This is a genomic window from Luteibacter sp. PvP120 (genome assembly GCF_054055715.1).
Window position 1 is genome coordinate 161,483 of the sequence record NZ_JBSRXP010000001.1, and the last position, 14,682, is coordinate 176,164.

The window sequence follows — 14,682 nt, forward strand, 5'->3', positions numbered from 1 at the left end:
GCTCACGATGCGCGAACTATAGCGGATCGGTCAGGTGTGTTTGCGAAGCACTTCGAGCACGCAGGCGGCGTCCTCGCCGAAGCGCCGGATGGCCGCGTCGAGGGTGGGGCTGCGCTCCTCGGCCAGGCGGCGCTCGAGGTGCAGCCCCATGCGCGCGAGGTCCGTCGCCTCGGCCATGCCCAGCGCGCCGGACACGCGGTGCAGCCAGGCCTGCAGGTCGGCCGTGCCGGGTTGCGCGAGCAGGAGGTGCAGCTGGATCAGGTCGCGGCTGAGCGAGCGATCCAGCGCCGCGATCACCTCGCGCAGCGCGGACGTGCCGCCGAGCGTGGTGCGCAGTGTCTCGATGTCGATGCGCGGGGATAGGCGGGGCAGGGTGAGGGTAATCTCGACGATGATGCGGGTACCACGGTCGGCGGCGCACTCGATATGCAGGACGCCGTCCAGTGTCGCCACCATGGCCTGGGCCGTGGCCAGGCGCGGGCAGTGCTCGTCGAGCGCGCTGCCGGTGTCCGCCACGGTGATATGGACGAGCTGGCCGTCCGGATCATCGCCCACCACGTCCACCTGCAAGGCGACCCGCACGCTGCCGGGCACCGCGAACGCCCTGTCCAGAAGGAGGCACAGCACGCGGCCCAGCATGGCGTACGGGCCGACCAGATCGTGCGCCAGCGCCGGGTCCACCTCGATCTCCAGCTCGCTGCCGTGGCGTCGCGCGATGCGGGCGTAGTGCTGGCCGATGCGAGTCAGCAGCGCGGGCAGGTCACGGCATTCTCTGATGCTCGCGCACGCGAGCGCGATGCGGTCGTAGCCTGCCAGCAGCCGTGCACGCAGGCGTCGTCGCAGTGGCAGCGATGGGCGCGATGTGCTCAACTCTGCGCCCCGCCGACGGCGCCCCGGAAGGGCGCATGGCGGCCTGGACTGGTTATCGAGAAAGGATTACTCATGGTTCACCGTGTCATCCTGGCGGACGATCATCCCGTCGTGCTCAAGGGCATCAGCCTGGCGTTGACGAAGGACGGCCTGGCCGACGTGGTCGGCGAGGCACAGTCGCCGGACGAACTGCTCGCCGTGCTGGCCAGGGAGCCCTGTGACGCGCTGATCACCGACTTCAGCATGCCCGAACCGGGCCGCGACGGGCTGGCCCTGCTGGCGGAAATCCGCCGGCTCTACCCCGATCTGCCGGTCATGGTGATCACCACCCTGGCCAATCCCGCCCTGTACCGCGAGATCCTCGAGGCCGGCGTGCGCGGACTGATCGGCAAGTCGGGGGATACGCGGGAGATTCCCGAGGCACTGGTGCAGATCCTGTCGAACCATGTCTACCTGGGAGCCTCCGTTCGCGAAATGATTTTCACACCGCAGGGCGAGCCCATCGGCACCGGGACGCTGGCCGACCTTTCGCCGCGGGAGCTGGAAATCCTGCGCCTGTTCGCCGCGGGCAACAGCGTGACCGACATAGCCCGGGCCACGGGACGCGGCTTGTCCACCATAAGCCAACAGAAGACCAACGCCATGCGCAAATTGCGGCTGGAAACCGATGCGGAGATCTTCGAATACATCGAAAGGCTGCGACTTCCGCCGGCCGGGGTACAGGCGGCCGGTCAACATAGTCGCAGCCGCACGGGCGGGACATAGAAAAAATCTCAAAAGTGCACGCTGGTTTGACATCGGCGTTCAGGCGTCATGCCTACAATGTGACGGTCCGGTGCCACGGCGGCGCCACCCAAGGAGACGTATCGGTGAGTGCCAAGATCAGCCCGCTGGCGGGCAAACCCGCCACGGAAGCCACCCCGGTGGATGTCGCCGCCCTGCTTGCCGCCTATCACGACCTGCAGCCCGATCCGTCGGTGCCCGAGCAGCGCGTGGTGTTCGGCACGTCCGGCCACCGCGGTTCGTCGCTGGTCCGCTCGTTCAATGCATCGCACGTACAGTCCGTGGTCCAGGCGATCTGCGAGTATCGCCGCAAGGAAGGCATCGACGGTCCGCTGTTCGTGGGCATCGACACCCACGCGCTGTCCGCTCCCGCGTTCGAAAGCACGGTAGAAGTGCTGGCCGCGAATGGGGTAGCGACCTACGTGTCCCGTGGCGGCGAATTCACGCCCACGCCAGCGGTCTCACATGCCATCCTCGTCTTCAATCGCGGGCGTGACAGCGGCCTCGCCGACGGTATCGTCATCACCCCGTCGCACAATCCGCCCGAGAGCGGCGGCATCAAGTACAACCCGCCGCACGGCGGCCCCGCCGATACCGACGCCACGTCATGGATCGCCCAGCGCGCCAACGCGCTGATCGAGGGCGGGCTGCGCGAGGTGAAGCGGCAGCCGTTCGCGCAGGCGATCAAGGCCTCCACCACGACCGAGTACGACTTCCTCGATCGTTACGTGAGCGATCTCGGCGACGTGCTGGATCTGGACATCATTCGTGCCAGGGGCGTCCGCATGGGCGTCGATCCCCTCGGCGGCGCCGGTGTGCATTACTGGCGTGCGATCGGTGAGCGCTACACGCTCGACCTCACCGTGGTCAGCGAGGTGGTGGATCCCACGTTCTCCTTCATGTCGCTGGACTGGGACGGTCGCGTGCGCATGGACCCGTCGTCGTCCTATGCCATGCAGCGCCTGATCGGGCTGAAGGACAAGTTCCAGGTCGCCTTCGCCTGTGACACCGATCACGATCGCCACGGCGTCGTGGCGCCCAGCACCGGTTTGCTCCCCGCCAACCATTACCTCGCGGCAGCGGCGTGGTACCTGTTCCAGAACCGGCCCGGTTGGCGCCCCGATGCCGCGGTCGGCAAGACCGCCGTCAGCACCGGCCTGCTCGATCGCGTCGCCGCGAGCCTGGGGCGGCCGCTGCGCGAGGTCCCGGTGGGCTTCAAGTATTTCGTCTCCGGCCTTTACGACGGCAGCCTCGGCTTCGGCTGCGAGGAAAGTGCGGGCGCCTCCTTCCTGTCCAGGGACGGATCGGCCTGGTCGACCGACAAGGACGGCATCGTCGCGGCGCTGCTGGCCGGCGAAATGACCGCCCGGCTCGGGCGCGACCCTGGCGAGATCTATCGCGGGATCACCGCCGAGCTGGGCGACCCGGCCAACGCGCGCATCGACGCGCCCGCCTCGCACGCGCAAAAGGCCACCCTGTCGAAGCTTTCCCCGGATCGGGTCGATTCGAAGACCCTGGCGGGCGACCCGATCGTCGCGGTGGTCAACCAGGCCGGTGGCCAGCCCATCGGGGGGATCAAGGTCAGCTCGGCCGAAGCCTGGTTTGCGGCACGCCCGTCGGGCACCGAGGATATCTACAAGGTCTACGGCGAGAGTTTTCGCGGTCCCGACCATCTCGCCCAGGTGCTGGCCGAAGCGCAGGCCATGGTAGACAAGGCCCTCGGCTAGTCAAAAAAACGCCGTGGGCGCCTAAAGATTGTGCCGAATACGCCGTCAAGGAAGTGTCTCCTTCATTCCGGGCGCCCCGCGTGACTCTTTTCAAATCGACCCAGGCCCGCTACACGGTGGCGGTAGCGGCCTATTTCCTCGTGCTGGTGGCGCTGACCCTGGTGGTGATCCGCCTCTTCGTCAGCCCGGACCTGCGCGCCAGTGAAGCCGAACTGGTCGGGCGCAACGTCGACGAGATCGGCGCGGTCATCACCAACAAGCTGCACCAGGTGGAGGCGCAGCAGCGCAGCATCACCCAGACGGTGGCGCTCATGGACAGCCCGTCCATCGACCGGCTGCAACCCGGCCTGGTGGACCAGTACGGCGATGCCGACGTGTTCGGCGGCGGCATCTGGCCGCTGCCGTTCAAGCGCGAGGCCACGAAGGAACGCGACAGCACCTTCTTCGCCCGCGATGCCAGCGGCAAGCTGGCGGTCAACACGCACTGGAACCAGCCCGACGCCCTGAAGTACTGGGAGCAGAGCTGGTACAAGAATGGCCTGAATGCGCCACGCGGCCATTGTCTCTGGGCCGATGCCTACAAGGACGACGCGAGCGCACAGCCGCGGACCAACTGCGCCATGGCCATCTACAAGGGTGACGAGATCTTCGGTGTCTCCACCGTCGACGTCACGCTGGGCTTCTTCAACCGCCTCGTGGCGGACATGGAAAAGAAGGTACACGGCCAGATCCTGATCGTGGAGCCGAACGGCACCGTGGTCAGCAACAGCACCTATATCAAGGACGACATCGTCCTGAAGAAGATCGCCGACCTGGCCGGCAGTTCGACCATGATCGCCCAGGTGAGGGACGCACTCCCGGGCGTGGCCAAGGGTGGCCAGGTCGAGCGGGACTACGACGTCGACGGCGAATCGCATACGTTGTTCCTCAAGCCGATCGCCGGGACGCCCTGGGTGCTGGCCACCAGCCTGCCGACCCATCTGCTCACCGAGAACAGCACCCGTGTGCTGACCAAGCTGGCCGCGGTGCAGGTGCCGCTCGCCGCGCTGCTGCTCATCGCGCTGGTGCTGGGCATCCGCGCGCTGATGAACCAGCTGGCCACGTTGAAGACCAACATCGACGAGCTCAATTCCGGCGAAGCGGATCTCACCCGCCGGCTCAGCTATGGCAAGGGCACCGAATACAACGGCGTGGTGGACAGCTTCAACGGCTTCATCGCTCGCCTGCAGGGCATGATGCGGCAGGTGCGTGACAGCTCGGCGGCCATTTCCTCGGCGGCCACGCAGATCGCCAGCGGCAACCTCGATCTTTCCCAGCGCACGGAGGAGCAGGCCAGCTCCCTGGAAGAAACCGCCGCGTCGATGGAAGAGCTGACCGCCACGGTCCGGCAGAATGCCGACAACGCCCGCCAGGCCAATACGCTGGCCCGCGATGCGGCGGCCGCGGCACGCAGCGGCGGTGACACGGTGGACGAAGTGGTCGTGACCATGGATGCCATCACCCGGTCGTCCGCCCGCATCGCCGATATCGTGGGGGTCATCGACGGCATCGCTTTCCAGACCAACCTGCTGGCGCTGAACGCGGCGGTGGAAGCGGCGCGTGCCGGTGAGCAGGGACGCGGTTTCGCGGTGGTGGCCGGTGAGGTGCGCAGCCTGGCCCAGAGTTCGGCAAAGGCGGCCCGGGACATCAAGACGCTGATCGCGGATTCCGTGGACGATGTGGATCGGGGCTCGTCGCTGGTCCGCGTGGCGGGCCAGCGCATCGGCGAACTGACCGGCAACGTGGCCCATGTGGCTACCTTCATGGAAGAGATCATGGCCGCCAGCAACGAGCAGAGCCAGGGTATCGAGCAGGTCAGCGGCGTGGTCACGCAGCTGGACGACATGACCCAGCAGAACGCGGCCCTGGTCGAGGAAGCTGCGGCCGCGGCCAAGGCCCTGGAAGACCAGACCCGCACGCTGGAGTCGGTGGTGGGCGGCTTCAAGCTCTGACGGATAACGCCGGCGCCGGCGCCCTCGATGGGGGCGCCGGCGTCGTTCCGTCCAGGGGCTTCCCGGACGTCTTAGCGCATGCCGCCCGAGGCGATGATCAGCTCGCCCGTGAGCCACTTGGCCTCGTCCGACGCGAGGAATGCCACCACCGGCGCGATGTCGTCCGGCTGGCCCACGCGACCCAGCGGGGTCAGGCCGACCGCCCACTGTTCGAAGTCGCCACCGGCGAAACCCGCCGTGTGCACGCCCTCGGTGATGACCATGCCCGGGTTGACCGAGTTGACCCGGATACCGCGGGCGCCCAGCTCGCGCGACAGCACGCCGGTGATGGCGTCCACGGCGCCCTTGGTCCCCGAATACACGGCGCTGCCGGGCGGCGTGATCCGCGTCACCGTGGAGCCGATATTGATGACGCTGGCGCCCTGGCCGAGATGGGGGGATGCCGCCTGGGTGACCAGGAGCGTACCCAGCACGTTGATGTCGAAGATGCGGCGATACAGGGCCTCGGTCGTCTCCTCGATCGGGGCCATCTGGTAGACACCCGCGTTATTGACCAGGATGTCCAGGCGGCCGAACTGCGCGATGGCCGCCGCCACCATGCCTTCCGCATCCGCCTGCTTCGACACGTCGCCGCCCACGGCGAACGCCTTGCCGCCCGCGGCTTCGATCGCCGCGACCACCGTATCGGCACCGGCCTTGCTCGAGGCGTAATTGACCACCACGGAGGCACCTTCGGCGGCCAGCGTGCGTGCGATGGCCGCGCCGATGCCCTTGGACGCGCCGGTCACCAGCGCGACCTTGTCTTTCAGCTTGCTCATGGTTGTTTTCCCGTGATCGACCGCCGGTATGGCCGCCGCTGTCCCCTTGCATGGGGGTGACAGGTGCGCGCGTGTCATAGGTCGCCGGTCAAAACATTTGTGCGTGGCGCGCAACAGTGACGGGGGTGCGCTGGCCTTGAATCCATGATGCAATGCCGCATTGATGATCGGGACACTTCCGGGAATACGCACCATGACTACTTCGACCCCGCTCGAACCCGTCGATTCGTTCGACTACGTGATCTTCGGCGCCACGGGCGACCTGACCATGCGCAAGCTGCTGCCTGCGTTGTACCGGCGTTTCGCCGAGGGCCAGATCCCCGACGACGCGCGGATCGTGGGCACGGCGCGTTCGCCGCTGGACGATGCCTCGTACCGCGAACGCGCGCAGAAGGCCCTGAAGGAATTCATCCGCGAGGACGAATACGCCGACGATACGGTTCGTCGCTTCCTCGAGCGCGTGCATTACGTCAGCCTCAACGGCGCGGAAGCGGGCGGCAACTGGGACGGCCTGAAGTCGTTGCTGGAAAAGGATGCCGCCGAGGATCGCGTACGCGTGTTCTACCTGGCCACGGCGCCAGACCTCTACGGCGACATCGCACGCAACGTCGACGAAAAGGGCCTGCGCACCGCCAGTTCGCGCATCGTGCTCGAGAAACCCATCGGCACCGACCTGGAGACCGCGCGCAAGGTCAACGAGGGCGTCGGCCGCCACTTTCCCGAGAACACGATCTTCCGCATCGATCATTACCTGGGCAAGGAGGCGGTGCAGAACATCATCGCGCTGCGTTTTGCCAACCCGATGCTGGAGCGCATGTGGGATCGCGAGTCCATCGAGTACGTGCAGATCACCGCGGCGGAAACGGTGGGCCTGGAAGGGCGCGGCGGCTACTACGACGGCTCCGGCGCACTGCGCGACATGATCCAGAACCACCTGCTGCAGGTGTTGACCGTGGTCGCCATGGAACGCCCCGCCTCGCTGGAAGCCGATGCGCTGCGTGACGAGAAGGTGCGCGTGCTGACCTCGCTCAAGCCGCTGGACCGCGACCACCTGGCGACGAGCGTGGTGCGCGGGCAGTACGTGCAAGGCAAGCAGGACGGCAAGCCGGTGCCGGGCTACCGGGAAGAACTCGGGGACGACTCGGCCAGCACGACGGAAACCTTCGTCGCGCTCAAGGCGGAGGTCGACAACCCCCGCTGGCAGGGCGTGCCGTTCTACCTGCGCTCGGGCAAGCGCATGCCGGAGAAACTCACCGAGATCGTCATCCAGTTCCGTGCCGCGGAGGCCGGGCTTTTCGGCGACGCCCGCCCGGGCAGCCGCGTGCGCATCCGTATCCAGCCCAACGAGAGCATCCGCCTGCCGCTGTTCGTCAAGCAGCCGGGCGACCGCTTCGCCCTGGAAGAGGTCGATGCCCTGTCGACGTTGAACGATCCCTCGCGCGTGGTCTATCGCGATTCCTACGAAGGCCTGCTGCTGGACGCCGTGAAGGGCAGCCCGGCGCTGTTCGTGCGCAAGGACGAGACCGAGGCCGCCTGGCGCTGGGTGACGCCCATCCTCGACGCCTGGGGCAAGGACACGCAGGGCCCCGATCCCTACGAGGCAGGCACCTGGGGTCCGGATGCGGCACGCGAGCTGCTCCGTCGCGCCGGGCACCGCTGGATCGAGGACAGCGCCGGCTGAACGGGCCGGGCAGGGGCGGGCAGCGCGTTGCCATTGCATCCACGCAAGCTGCCCGCATTATCGGTGGAACGCCGCCATCCCCCTCGAGGAGTGCCCCATGGCCGACTACCGAAAGACCCCCGAAGCCGTTGCCAGGCTGACGCCGGAGCAGTTCCGCGTCACCCAGGAGAGCGGCACGGAGCGCCCGTTCCAGAACGCGTTCCACGACAGCCACGCACCCGGCATCTATGTCGATATCGTCTCCGGCGAGCCCTTGTTCTCGTCGCTGGACAAGTTCGACAGCGGCTGTGGCTGGCCCAGCTTCACCCGTCCGCTCGAGGACGAGCACGTGGCGGAGAAGCGCGACATCACCCACGGCATGATCCGCACGGAAGTGCGTTCCACCCATGCCGACAGCCATCTGGGCCATGTGTTCCCGGACGGCCCGCGTGACAAGGGCGGGCTGCGCTACTGCATCAACTCCGCCTCGCTTCGCTTCATTCCCGTGGCCGACCTGGAAAAGGAAGGGTATGCGGACTATGCGGCACAGTTTGCCGCCCGTGACGGGGGTGAGGCATGAGCTCGCGCGCCATCCTGGCAGGCGGCTGCTTCTGGGGCATGCAGGACCTGATCCGCAAGCAGCCGGGCGTGATCGCCACCCGCGTGGGTTATTCGGGCGGTGACGTCCCCAACGCCACCTATCGGAACCACGGCTCGCACGCGGAGGCCATCGAGATCGAGTTCGACCCCGCCGTGCTCAGCTACCGCAAGATCCTGGAATTCTTCTTCCAGATCCACGACCCGACCACGCCCAACCGCCAGGGCAACGACCGCGGCCTCAGCTATCGTTCGGCCATCTTCTACCTCGACGACGAGCAGAAGAAGGTTGCGGAAGACACGATCGCCGATGTCGACGCGTCCGGCCTCTGGCCGGGCAAGGCGGTGACGGAACTGGCGCCTGCCGGCGACTTCTGGGAAGCCGAGCCGGAGCACCAGGATTACCTGGAGAAGTTTCCCAACGGCTACACCTGCCATTTCATCCGCCCGGACTGGGTGCTACCGAGCCGCGGCGCGTAAGCTTCCGCCCCCGTTGTGCGGTCCGTCTGGTCGTTGTCAGGCAGGCGGCAAAACGGGGGTCTGACGTGGTCAGTCGCGGCGTATGTCCAGCAGGTCGGGCATGCGATCGATGACCGCCAGCGCGCCGGTTGTCGCCAGGTCCAGCGATTTGCGGTAACCGTAGCTCACCATCACCAGGGCCACGCCCGCGTCGTGCGCGGCCAGCGCGTCGCTTTCCGAATCCCCCACCATGAGCACATCCGCCATGGGGACCCCCGCCTGCCGGGCGAGGTGGAGCAGGGGCGCGCCGCTCGGCTTGCGCTGCGGCAGCGTGTTGCCTCCGGCGATGCCGTCGACGAAGGGCAGCATGCCGCGTGCCTCGAGCAGCGGCCGCACGAACTCCTCGTTCTTGTTGGTGCACACGGCGAGGGTCACGCCCTGGTCGTGCAGTGCCCGCAGCGTGTCGACCACGCCATTATAAGCGTCGCCGTCGAGCGCGGTTTCGGCGTAATGCACGAGAAAGCCCGGCATCACGGCGTCGATGTCCGCCTCGCTGCCGGCGTCGCGGAACGCATAGGTGATCAACTGGCGAGAGCCCTCGCCGATCCAGTCGACGATGCGCGCATCGTCCACGCGCGGCAGCTTCCAGTCCTCGAGCGTGCGATTGACCGCGGCGGCAATGGCTGCGGCGCTGTCGACCAGGGTGCCGTCGAGATCGAAGATGACCAGGGAGAACGGGAACGTCACGGCAGGCTCCGGCAAAAAACACTCATTCTACGCCTGGGGTGCCTTGCGTCGATGCTGGAGGAAGGCAATGACGTCGTCAACGGACATCGGTACGGCGGCGTGATAGCCCTGGAGGTAATCGCAGCCGTGCGCGACCAGCCACTCCGCCTGCGACGCGCGCTCCACGCCTTCGGCGATCACCTGCAGCCCCAGCGTACGGCCCAGGGTGATGATGGCCTCGCATACGGATGCCGAGCGCACCTCCGAGTCGATCTCGGCGACGAAGGCGCGGTCGATCTTCAGCGCATCGATGGGCAGGTCGCGCAGGTAGGCGAGGCTGGAAAACCCCGTGCCGAAGTCGTCCAGCGCCACGGGAACACCGAGCGTCCTGAGCGCCTCCATCGCACGCAGTGCCTGGTCGCCGATGACCGCGCTTTCGGTCAGTTCGACCTGGATGGCACCGCGTGGCAGGTCGTGCTCGGCGATGGTCTGTCGTATCGCTGCCACGATGTCGTCGCGTTGCAACTGCACGGCCGATACGTTCACCGCGAGCGCGACGTTCGGGAAACCCGCGTGTGCCATGCGGACGTAGGCACGCCCCACCTCCCGCAGCACCCGGTGTCCCAGCGGCACGATCAGCCCGGTTTCCTCGCACAGCGGGATGAAGACGTCGGGAGCGACGAAGCTACCATCCGGCAACGGCCAACGGATGAGGGCCTCCATGCTGACGATGTCGCCATCGCTGCTGCGCACGATGGGCTGGAAATGGACGGTGAAGGTGTCGTCGTCCAGCGCGCTGCGGATCTGCGCCGCCATCTTCAGGCGGTTGATGGACGCGGCGGCCATGGCCGCCTCGAATACGTGCCACGTGCCGGGCGCGCCGCTGCCCATCTGCGCCGCCAGGGCGGCAGCGCCGAGCACTTTCTCCGCGCGGTCGCCGTCGCGGGGATGCACCGCCAGGCCGACGCGCGGTTCCAGGATGTGCAGCATGCCGTGCACGCTGACGGGTGATGTCACGGCACGCATCAGCGCGGCCAGCGTCTCGCCGCGCCTGGCTTCGTCCATGATCGCCATGACGAAGGTTTCCGCCGGACGGTGGGCGACGGCCGTGCCGGGGCCCTTGAGGGCCGCGAAGCGGTCGGCCATGACCCGCAGCACGTCCTGGCCCACGGCCTGTCCGAAGGTGTCACTGATGAGTTCCAGCCCGCGCAGCTGCACGAAGGCCAGCTCGTAGCCGCCGGCCCGGCGACGTTCCTCGTCGAGGAAATCCAGCAGGGCGTCGGTATTGTGCAGACCGGTAATCGCGTCGTGCGTGGCCCTGTGCCGCAGCACCCGTTCGTTGCGCAGCCGCTCGGTGACGTCCTCGGCCACCACCAGCCGGGCCACGTGGCCGGGAAAATCGATGTCGGACCCATGGACCAGCACCTGCAACAGGCTGCCGTCGACGCGGCGGTGCGTCCACGGGCGGCTGTCGACGGCGTCACCACCACCACGTCCCTCGACGGCCGCCCGTAGAGCACGCGCATCGGTGGCGGGCCGGATGTCCAGCAGGGTCATGGCCTGGAACTGTTCCCGCGTATAGCCATAGGCATCGATGGCCGCCTGGTTGACCACCAGGAAGCGCATGGTGTCGGTGTCGTACACCCAGGACGGCATGGGGTTCTTGTCGAAGATGATGCGGAAGCGCCGCTCGGCCGTTTCGATCTCGCCGACATAGCGCAGGTGATCACGTTCGGCGCGGCCGATCCGGCGCAGGATGTACCACAGCGCGATCCAGTACAGCAGGTACAGCGCGGCGGTCAGCGCCACCACGGGGTACCAGTTGCCGAGGAGGGCGGCACTGGCCGCACCGAAGCCCACCCGTAGCGGATAGCGGCCGGGCGCTGCCAGCGAGATGACGCGATCCACGCCGTCGACCTGGCTGATACGGCGGCCCGCACGCGTATCCTGGGGATCGAACAGGATGTCGACCGGCTTGCCGATCAGCTCGGGATGGTTGCCGGTGCGGGCGACGATCGTGCCGTGCAGGTCGACGACCGTCGCGACATCCTGCGACCCCGCGTGGAGGTTGTCGACGACATCCTGCAGGTCCTCCTGGTTCATGCGTGCCAGCAGCCAGCCGCCGTCCACGAACGGCACGGCCAGGGGAATGACCCAGCCCTTCCCGTGTCGCTCGATGGGCCCCATGCGCAGGTCGGTACCGGCTGCCGGCGAGCCGATCCACTGCATGATGGCGGGCTCGCCGTCACCGGGTCCCACCGCCTGGCCCGCCGGGTCGAGCAGCACGATGCTCTCCACCTGGTCGTGGCGCGCGATCGCGTCCTTGAGGCTGTCCGCCAGCAGGGGCTTCGCCTCGTTGGGCACCGTGAGCGTCAGGTCGTGCGCGCTGGCCGAAATACCCATCAGCGCGACTTCCAGCTGCCTCAGGCGCGCATCGATCAGGCGCTGCGCGCCATCGGCCAGTGTCCGCGCCTGTGCATGGGCCGCCTGGACACGGTGCTGGTAGTCCTGGAACAGGACCACCGCGAGGCCGACGCCGATGATGACGCCCACGGCAAAGCCGATGGTCTGTACCAGCGCCGATGTTTTCCTGAACTCGTTGACCACGGCGATGGAACGCCTATCCCCCGGGAGACAGGACGCTAACAGCCTCGTGGGGTCGCCCGCAATCGTCACCTGTACCGCTAAGTGCCATGGGTGCATCCTTGGCGGGCGCCGTCACGTAGACAACGCTAACGTTTGCTTCCGGACAAGCCCTTGCTGCGTTCCCCGATCGTCACTTTCATCGTTTACGAAGCCTTGTGGTTCGCGGTGGTCATCGCCGCCGGCGGCGAACACGGCTGGGTGGCCTCGGGGTTTACCGTGGCCTTCGTCGCCTGGCAGGTCGCGATGGCGCGCGAGCGTCGCCTCATGCTCCGGCTCGCCTGCCTGGCTGTCGTGTTCGGTGCTGTCGTGGATGGCGGAGCCACCGCGCTGGGCTTCGTGCGCTACGCGGCCGATATGCCGGCACCGTGGCCGGGTGGACCGCCGTGCTGGATCCTCGGCCTGTGGGCCGCGTTCGCCGCGACCATGCCGGGTCCGATGCGCTGGCTGGCGGGCAGGCCCTGGCCGGCGGCCCTGCTGGGCGCCATCGGCGGGCCGCTGTCCTACGCCGGTGCGGCGCGCGGCTGGCATACCGTGCTGCTCACCGCGCCGTCGTGGCATGGCTATACGTGGCTGGCGGTCACCTGGGCGCTGGCCATGGCAGCGCTCGCCGTCGCGCTGGAGCGTCTTGGGTCAGGTCGGGCAGCGTCCGTCGAGGGGTAGGGCCAGGGCCTGGTCCCATGCCGTATCGGGCACGCCATCGGTGCGGTCGGCCGGCAGGAACTCGATGCGTACGTCCACGGGCTTGCCGCGTGCGTCGCGGATCGTACCCGGCCCTTCGTAGCGACGCAGGCGTCGTGTGGCTTCGGTGTAGGTCACGTTGATCGTCGGTGCGGCAAAGCCGTACCAGGCATCCAGTTTCAGCTCGATGCGGCGCTCTGCGCCGTCCCGATCGGACGCGACGACCTTGACCGGAAAGAACTTGCCCTTGCCGGTCATCAGGAAGGGCGCGGAGGCGCCGCGATCCACCACCTGGTCCCAACGGGCGCGCAGGAACGCGTCGAATCCCGCATCGATGACGGCATCCGGCGGTACCGTCAGGGCCTGCTCGCTGCGCTGTCCACCGACGCGGCGTACGTAGACGACACGTCGTGCGCCGTCGCCGCGTACGCCGTCCTCGTACCCGTTGCGCGCATCGGTGAAATCGAAGTCCGGCTGCGTCGGTATCGTGCCGGCCTGCAGCCGCTTGCGTGCGAAGGGCTTGCCGTCGGGGCACTGGAACACGATGAGGTGCCGCGAGGCATCGCCCAGGTGTACCTCGCGATAGAGCACCGCAGCGCCAGCGCGCGCGTAAGCGGTACCGACGTAACGTTCCATGGCGGCGGCGGGCAGCGCCAGGGCGCAGGCGGCAAGGACGAGCACGGGACGAGCGGACGTAACGGGCATGGGGCCTCACGGGGACGGGGCGTCGTGAGGATCATACGGGCCGCGACGGCGACGGGATGCGCGTTCCGCGTCAGCGGCGTGTCGCGTACACGCCATCGAGCGCGGGCTCGGCCCTGAAACCGGCCTTGTCCAGGCGTGCTGCGACCTCACGGGGCACGTCGCGTCCGCTGGTGAGCTTGTTGGGGCTGCCGGTGTAATGGAACAGCCTGCCGCCACGCCGCAGGACACGGGCCAAATGCCCGTAGAACACCTGCGAGTAGAGTTCGCCGGCGATGCCGAAACGCGGCGGGTCGTGCAACAGCGCGTCCACCGACGCATCGGCGATGCCCGCGATGGCCACCGACACGTCGGCGTGCGATAGCCGCAGGCGCCCGCCATGGCCCGGGGCATCGGGATCGGGCGACCAGGGATTCAGCGTGCGCAGCCACAGCACGTCGTCGTTCTTCTCGAACGAATCCACCCGCGCCGCGCCCTCGTCCAGGCAGCAGGCGGCGAAATAGCCCAGGCCACCGCAGGTGTCCAGCACCACCTTGCCGCGCGGCTGGACCAGGGCCACCTTGCGGCGGGCATCGTCGAGCGGGGATTCCCTGGCGGTCGGCAACATCTTGATGCCGTCTATCTCGAAGGTGGGTGCGCCCCACGGGGTGGGAACGAGCTTGATCAGCGACCCGGAAAAACGCGAGACCGGGGCGAACGCATCGCCATCCCACCAGTAGATGGTGCGGTCCTTCAGTTTGCCAGGGTGGGGAAACGACCGCCCATGCCAGGTCCAGGTCCCGCCGTGCAGGCGCACATCGTCGTCCGAGCGACCGAGGTCCAGCGAGCCGTGCCAGGCGTCCTCGCCACGGGCAAGTGCCGCATCCCACGCCTCGACGACGGGGCGCGTGAGCAACGGGCCGGGGTAATGGGGCACGGACGGTATCCTTCGACGGGCAGTCGGTCATTTTAACCACGGCACGTGCTCCGCGCATGGCGCTGCCGGGCTTCCTGTACGCTTTGCGGCTGACCCGAAGCGAAGCGCA

Annotated in this window: 13 protein-coding genes; 7 read left to right on the forward strand and 6 right to left on the reverse strand. The window is 67.7% G+C overall.

What is annotated here, in order from left to right:
• Positions 1 to 30: 30 nt before the first annotated feature.
• Positions 31 to 870, reverse strand: coding sequence for an ATP-binding protein (locus ACVKN3_RS00725; RefSeq protein WP_285404729.1), 840 nt, complete (start codon positions 868 to 870; stop codon positions 31 to 33).
• 72 nt (positions 871 to 942) lie between these two features.
• On the opposite strand from ACVKN3_RS00725, the gene ACVKN3_RS00730 reads away from it, so the two are divergent.
• The 3 genes from ACVKN3_RS00730 to ACVKN3_RS00740 all read left to right on the forward strand — a co-directional run bounded on the left by ACVKN3_RS00730 (position 943) and on the right by ACVKN3_RS00740 (position 5,371).
• On the forward strand, positions 943 to 1,635 hold the full coding sequence (locus ACVKN3_RS00730) for a response regulator transcription factor (protein WP_285404731.1): 693 nt from the start codon (positions 943 to 945) through the stop codon (positions 1,633 to 1,635).
• A 104-nt stretch (positions 1,636 to 1,739) separates the two neighbouring features.
• Positions 1,740 to 3,380, forward strand: a complete 1,641-nt coding sequence (gene pgm / locus ACVKN3_RS00735; RefSeq protein ID WP_354513183.1) for a phosphoglucomutase (alpha-D-glucose-1,6-bisphosphate-dependent) — start codon at positions 1,740 to 1,742, stop codon at positions 3,378 to 3,380.
• 80 nt (positions 3,381 to 3,460) lie between these two features.
• A complete protein-coding gene (locus ACVKN3_RS00740; protein ID WP_354513181.1) occupies positions 3,461 to 5,371 on the forward strand; it encodes a methyl-accepting chemotaxis protein in 1,911 nt (636 codons plus the stop codon).
• A gap of 71 nt (positions 5,372 to 5,442) precedes the next feature.
• On the opposite strand, the gene ACVKN3_RS00745 is transcribed toward ACVKN3_RS00740, so the two are convergent.
• Positions 5,443 to 6,189 (reverse strand): glucose 1-dehydrogenase, encoded by a 747-nt coding sequence (locus ACVKN3_RS00745; RefSeq protein WP_354513179.1) that lies wholly within the window; start codon positions 6,187 to 6,189, stop codon positions 5,443 to 5,445.
• Between the two features lie 193 nt (positions 6,190 to 6,382).
• On the opposite strand from ACVKN3_RS00745, the gene zwf reads away from it, so the two are divergent.
• The 3 genes from zwf to msrA all read left to right on the forward strand — a co-directional run bounded on the left by zwf (position 6,383) and on the right by msrA (position 8,926).
• A complete protein-coding gene (zwf, locus tag ACVKN3_RS00750) occupies positions 6,383 to 7,870 on the forward strand; it encodes a glucose-6-phosphate dehydrogenase (RefSeq protein WP_354513177.1) in 1,488 nt (495 codons plus the stop codon).
• Positions 7,871 to 7,967: 97 nt separating this feature from the next.
• Positions 7,968 to 8,429, forward strand: coding sequence for a peptide-methionine (R)-S-oxide reductase MsrB (gene msrB, locus ACVKN3_RS00755; protein ID WP_354513175.1), 462 nt, complete (start codon positions 7,968 to 7,970; stop codon positions 8,427 to 8,429).
• Positions 8,426 to 8,926: a peptide-methionine (S)-S-oxide reductase MsrA gene (msrA, locus tag ACVKN3_RS00760; RefSeq protein WP_285404743.1), complete on the forward strand. Its 501-nt coding sequence runs from the start codon at positions 8,426 to 8,428 to the stop codon at positions 8,924 to 8,926. The genes msrB and msrA overlap by 4 nt, the downstream gene beginning before the upstream one ends.
• Before the next feature lie 69 nt (positions 8,927 to 8,995).
• Here msrA and ACVKN3_RS00765 read toward each other — a convergent pair whose 3' ends face one another.
• Positions 8,996 to 9,652, reverse strand: coding sequence for an HAD-IA family hydrolase (locus tag ACVKN3_RS00765; protein WP_354513173.1), 657 nt, complete (start codon positions 9,650 to 9,652; stop codon positions 8,996 to 8,998).
• A gap of 27 nt (positions 9,653 to 9,679) precedes the next feature.
• Positions 9,680 to 12,238: a bifunctional diguanylate cyclase/phosphodiesterase gene (locus ACVKN3_RS00770; RefSeq protein WP_354513171.1), complete on the reverse strand. Its 2,559-nt coding sequence runs from the start codon at positions 12,236 to 12,238 to the stop codon at positions 9,680 to 9,682.
• Positions 12,239 to 12,388: 150 nt separating this feature from the next.
• Here ACVKN3_RS00770 and ACVKN3_RS00775 point away from each other — a divergent pair, with 150 nt between their 5' ends.
• Positions 12,389 to 12,937 carry a DUF2878 domain-containing protein gene (locus tag ACVKN3_RS00775; RefSeq protein ID WP_354513169.1) on the forward strand — a complete coding sequence of 183 codons (549 nt, stop codon included), beginning with the start codon at positions 12,389 to 12,391 and terminating at the stop codon, positions 12,935 to 12,937.
• Here ACVKN3_RS00775 and ACVKN3_RS00780 read toward each other — a convergent pair.
• Both ACVKN3_RS00780 and ACVKN3_RS00785 read right to left on the reverse strand, forming a co-directional pair.
• Complete coding sequence (locus tag ACVKN3_RS00780; RefSeq protein ID WP_354513167.1) at positions 12,908 to 13,660, reverse strand: hypothetical protein; 753 nt, start codon at positions 13,658 to 13,660, stop codon at positions 12,908 to 12,910. The genes ACVKN3_RS00775 and ACVKN3_RS00780 overlap by 30 nt on opposite strands.
• Before the next feature lie 70 nt (positions 13,661 to 13,730).
• Positions 13,731 to 14,573 (reverse strand): class I SAM-dependent methyltransferase, encoded by an 843-nt coding sequence (locus tag ACVKN3_RS00785; RefSeq protein WP_354513165.1) that lies wholly within the window; start codon positions 14,571 to 14,573, stop codon positions 13,731 to 13,733.
• Between the last annotated feature and the right edge of the window lie 109 nt (positions 14,574 to 14,682).

What these genes read in the sequence shown, in the direction of transcription:
- ACVKN3_RS00730 (WP_285404731.1), top strand. Translation starts at nt 943, where the DNA reads ATGGTTCACCGTGTCATCCTGGCGGACGATCATCCCGTCGTGCTCAAG.
- ACVKN3_RS00745 (WP_354513179.1), bottom strand. Translation starts at nt 6,189, where the DNA reads ATGAGCAAGCTGAAAGACAAGGTCGCGCTGGTGACCGGCGCGTCCAAG.
- zwf (WP_354513177.1), top strand. Translation starts at nt 6,383, where the DNA reads ATGACTACTTCGACCCCGCTCGAACCCGTCGATTCGTTCGACTACGTG.
- msrB (WP_354513175.1), top strand. Translation starts at nt 7,968, where the DNA reads ATGGCCGACTACCGAAAGACCCCCGAAGCCGTTGCCAGGCTGACGCCG.
- msrA (WP_285404743.1), top strand. Translation starts at nt 8,426, where the DNA reads ATGAGCTCGCGCGCCATCCTGGCAGGCGGCTGCTTCTGGGGCATGCAG.
- ACVKN3_RS00780 (WP_354513167.1), bottom strand. Translation starts at nt 13,660, where the DNA reads ATGCCCGTTACGTCCGCTCGTCCCGTGCTCGTCCTTGCCGCCTGCGCC.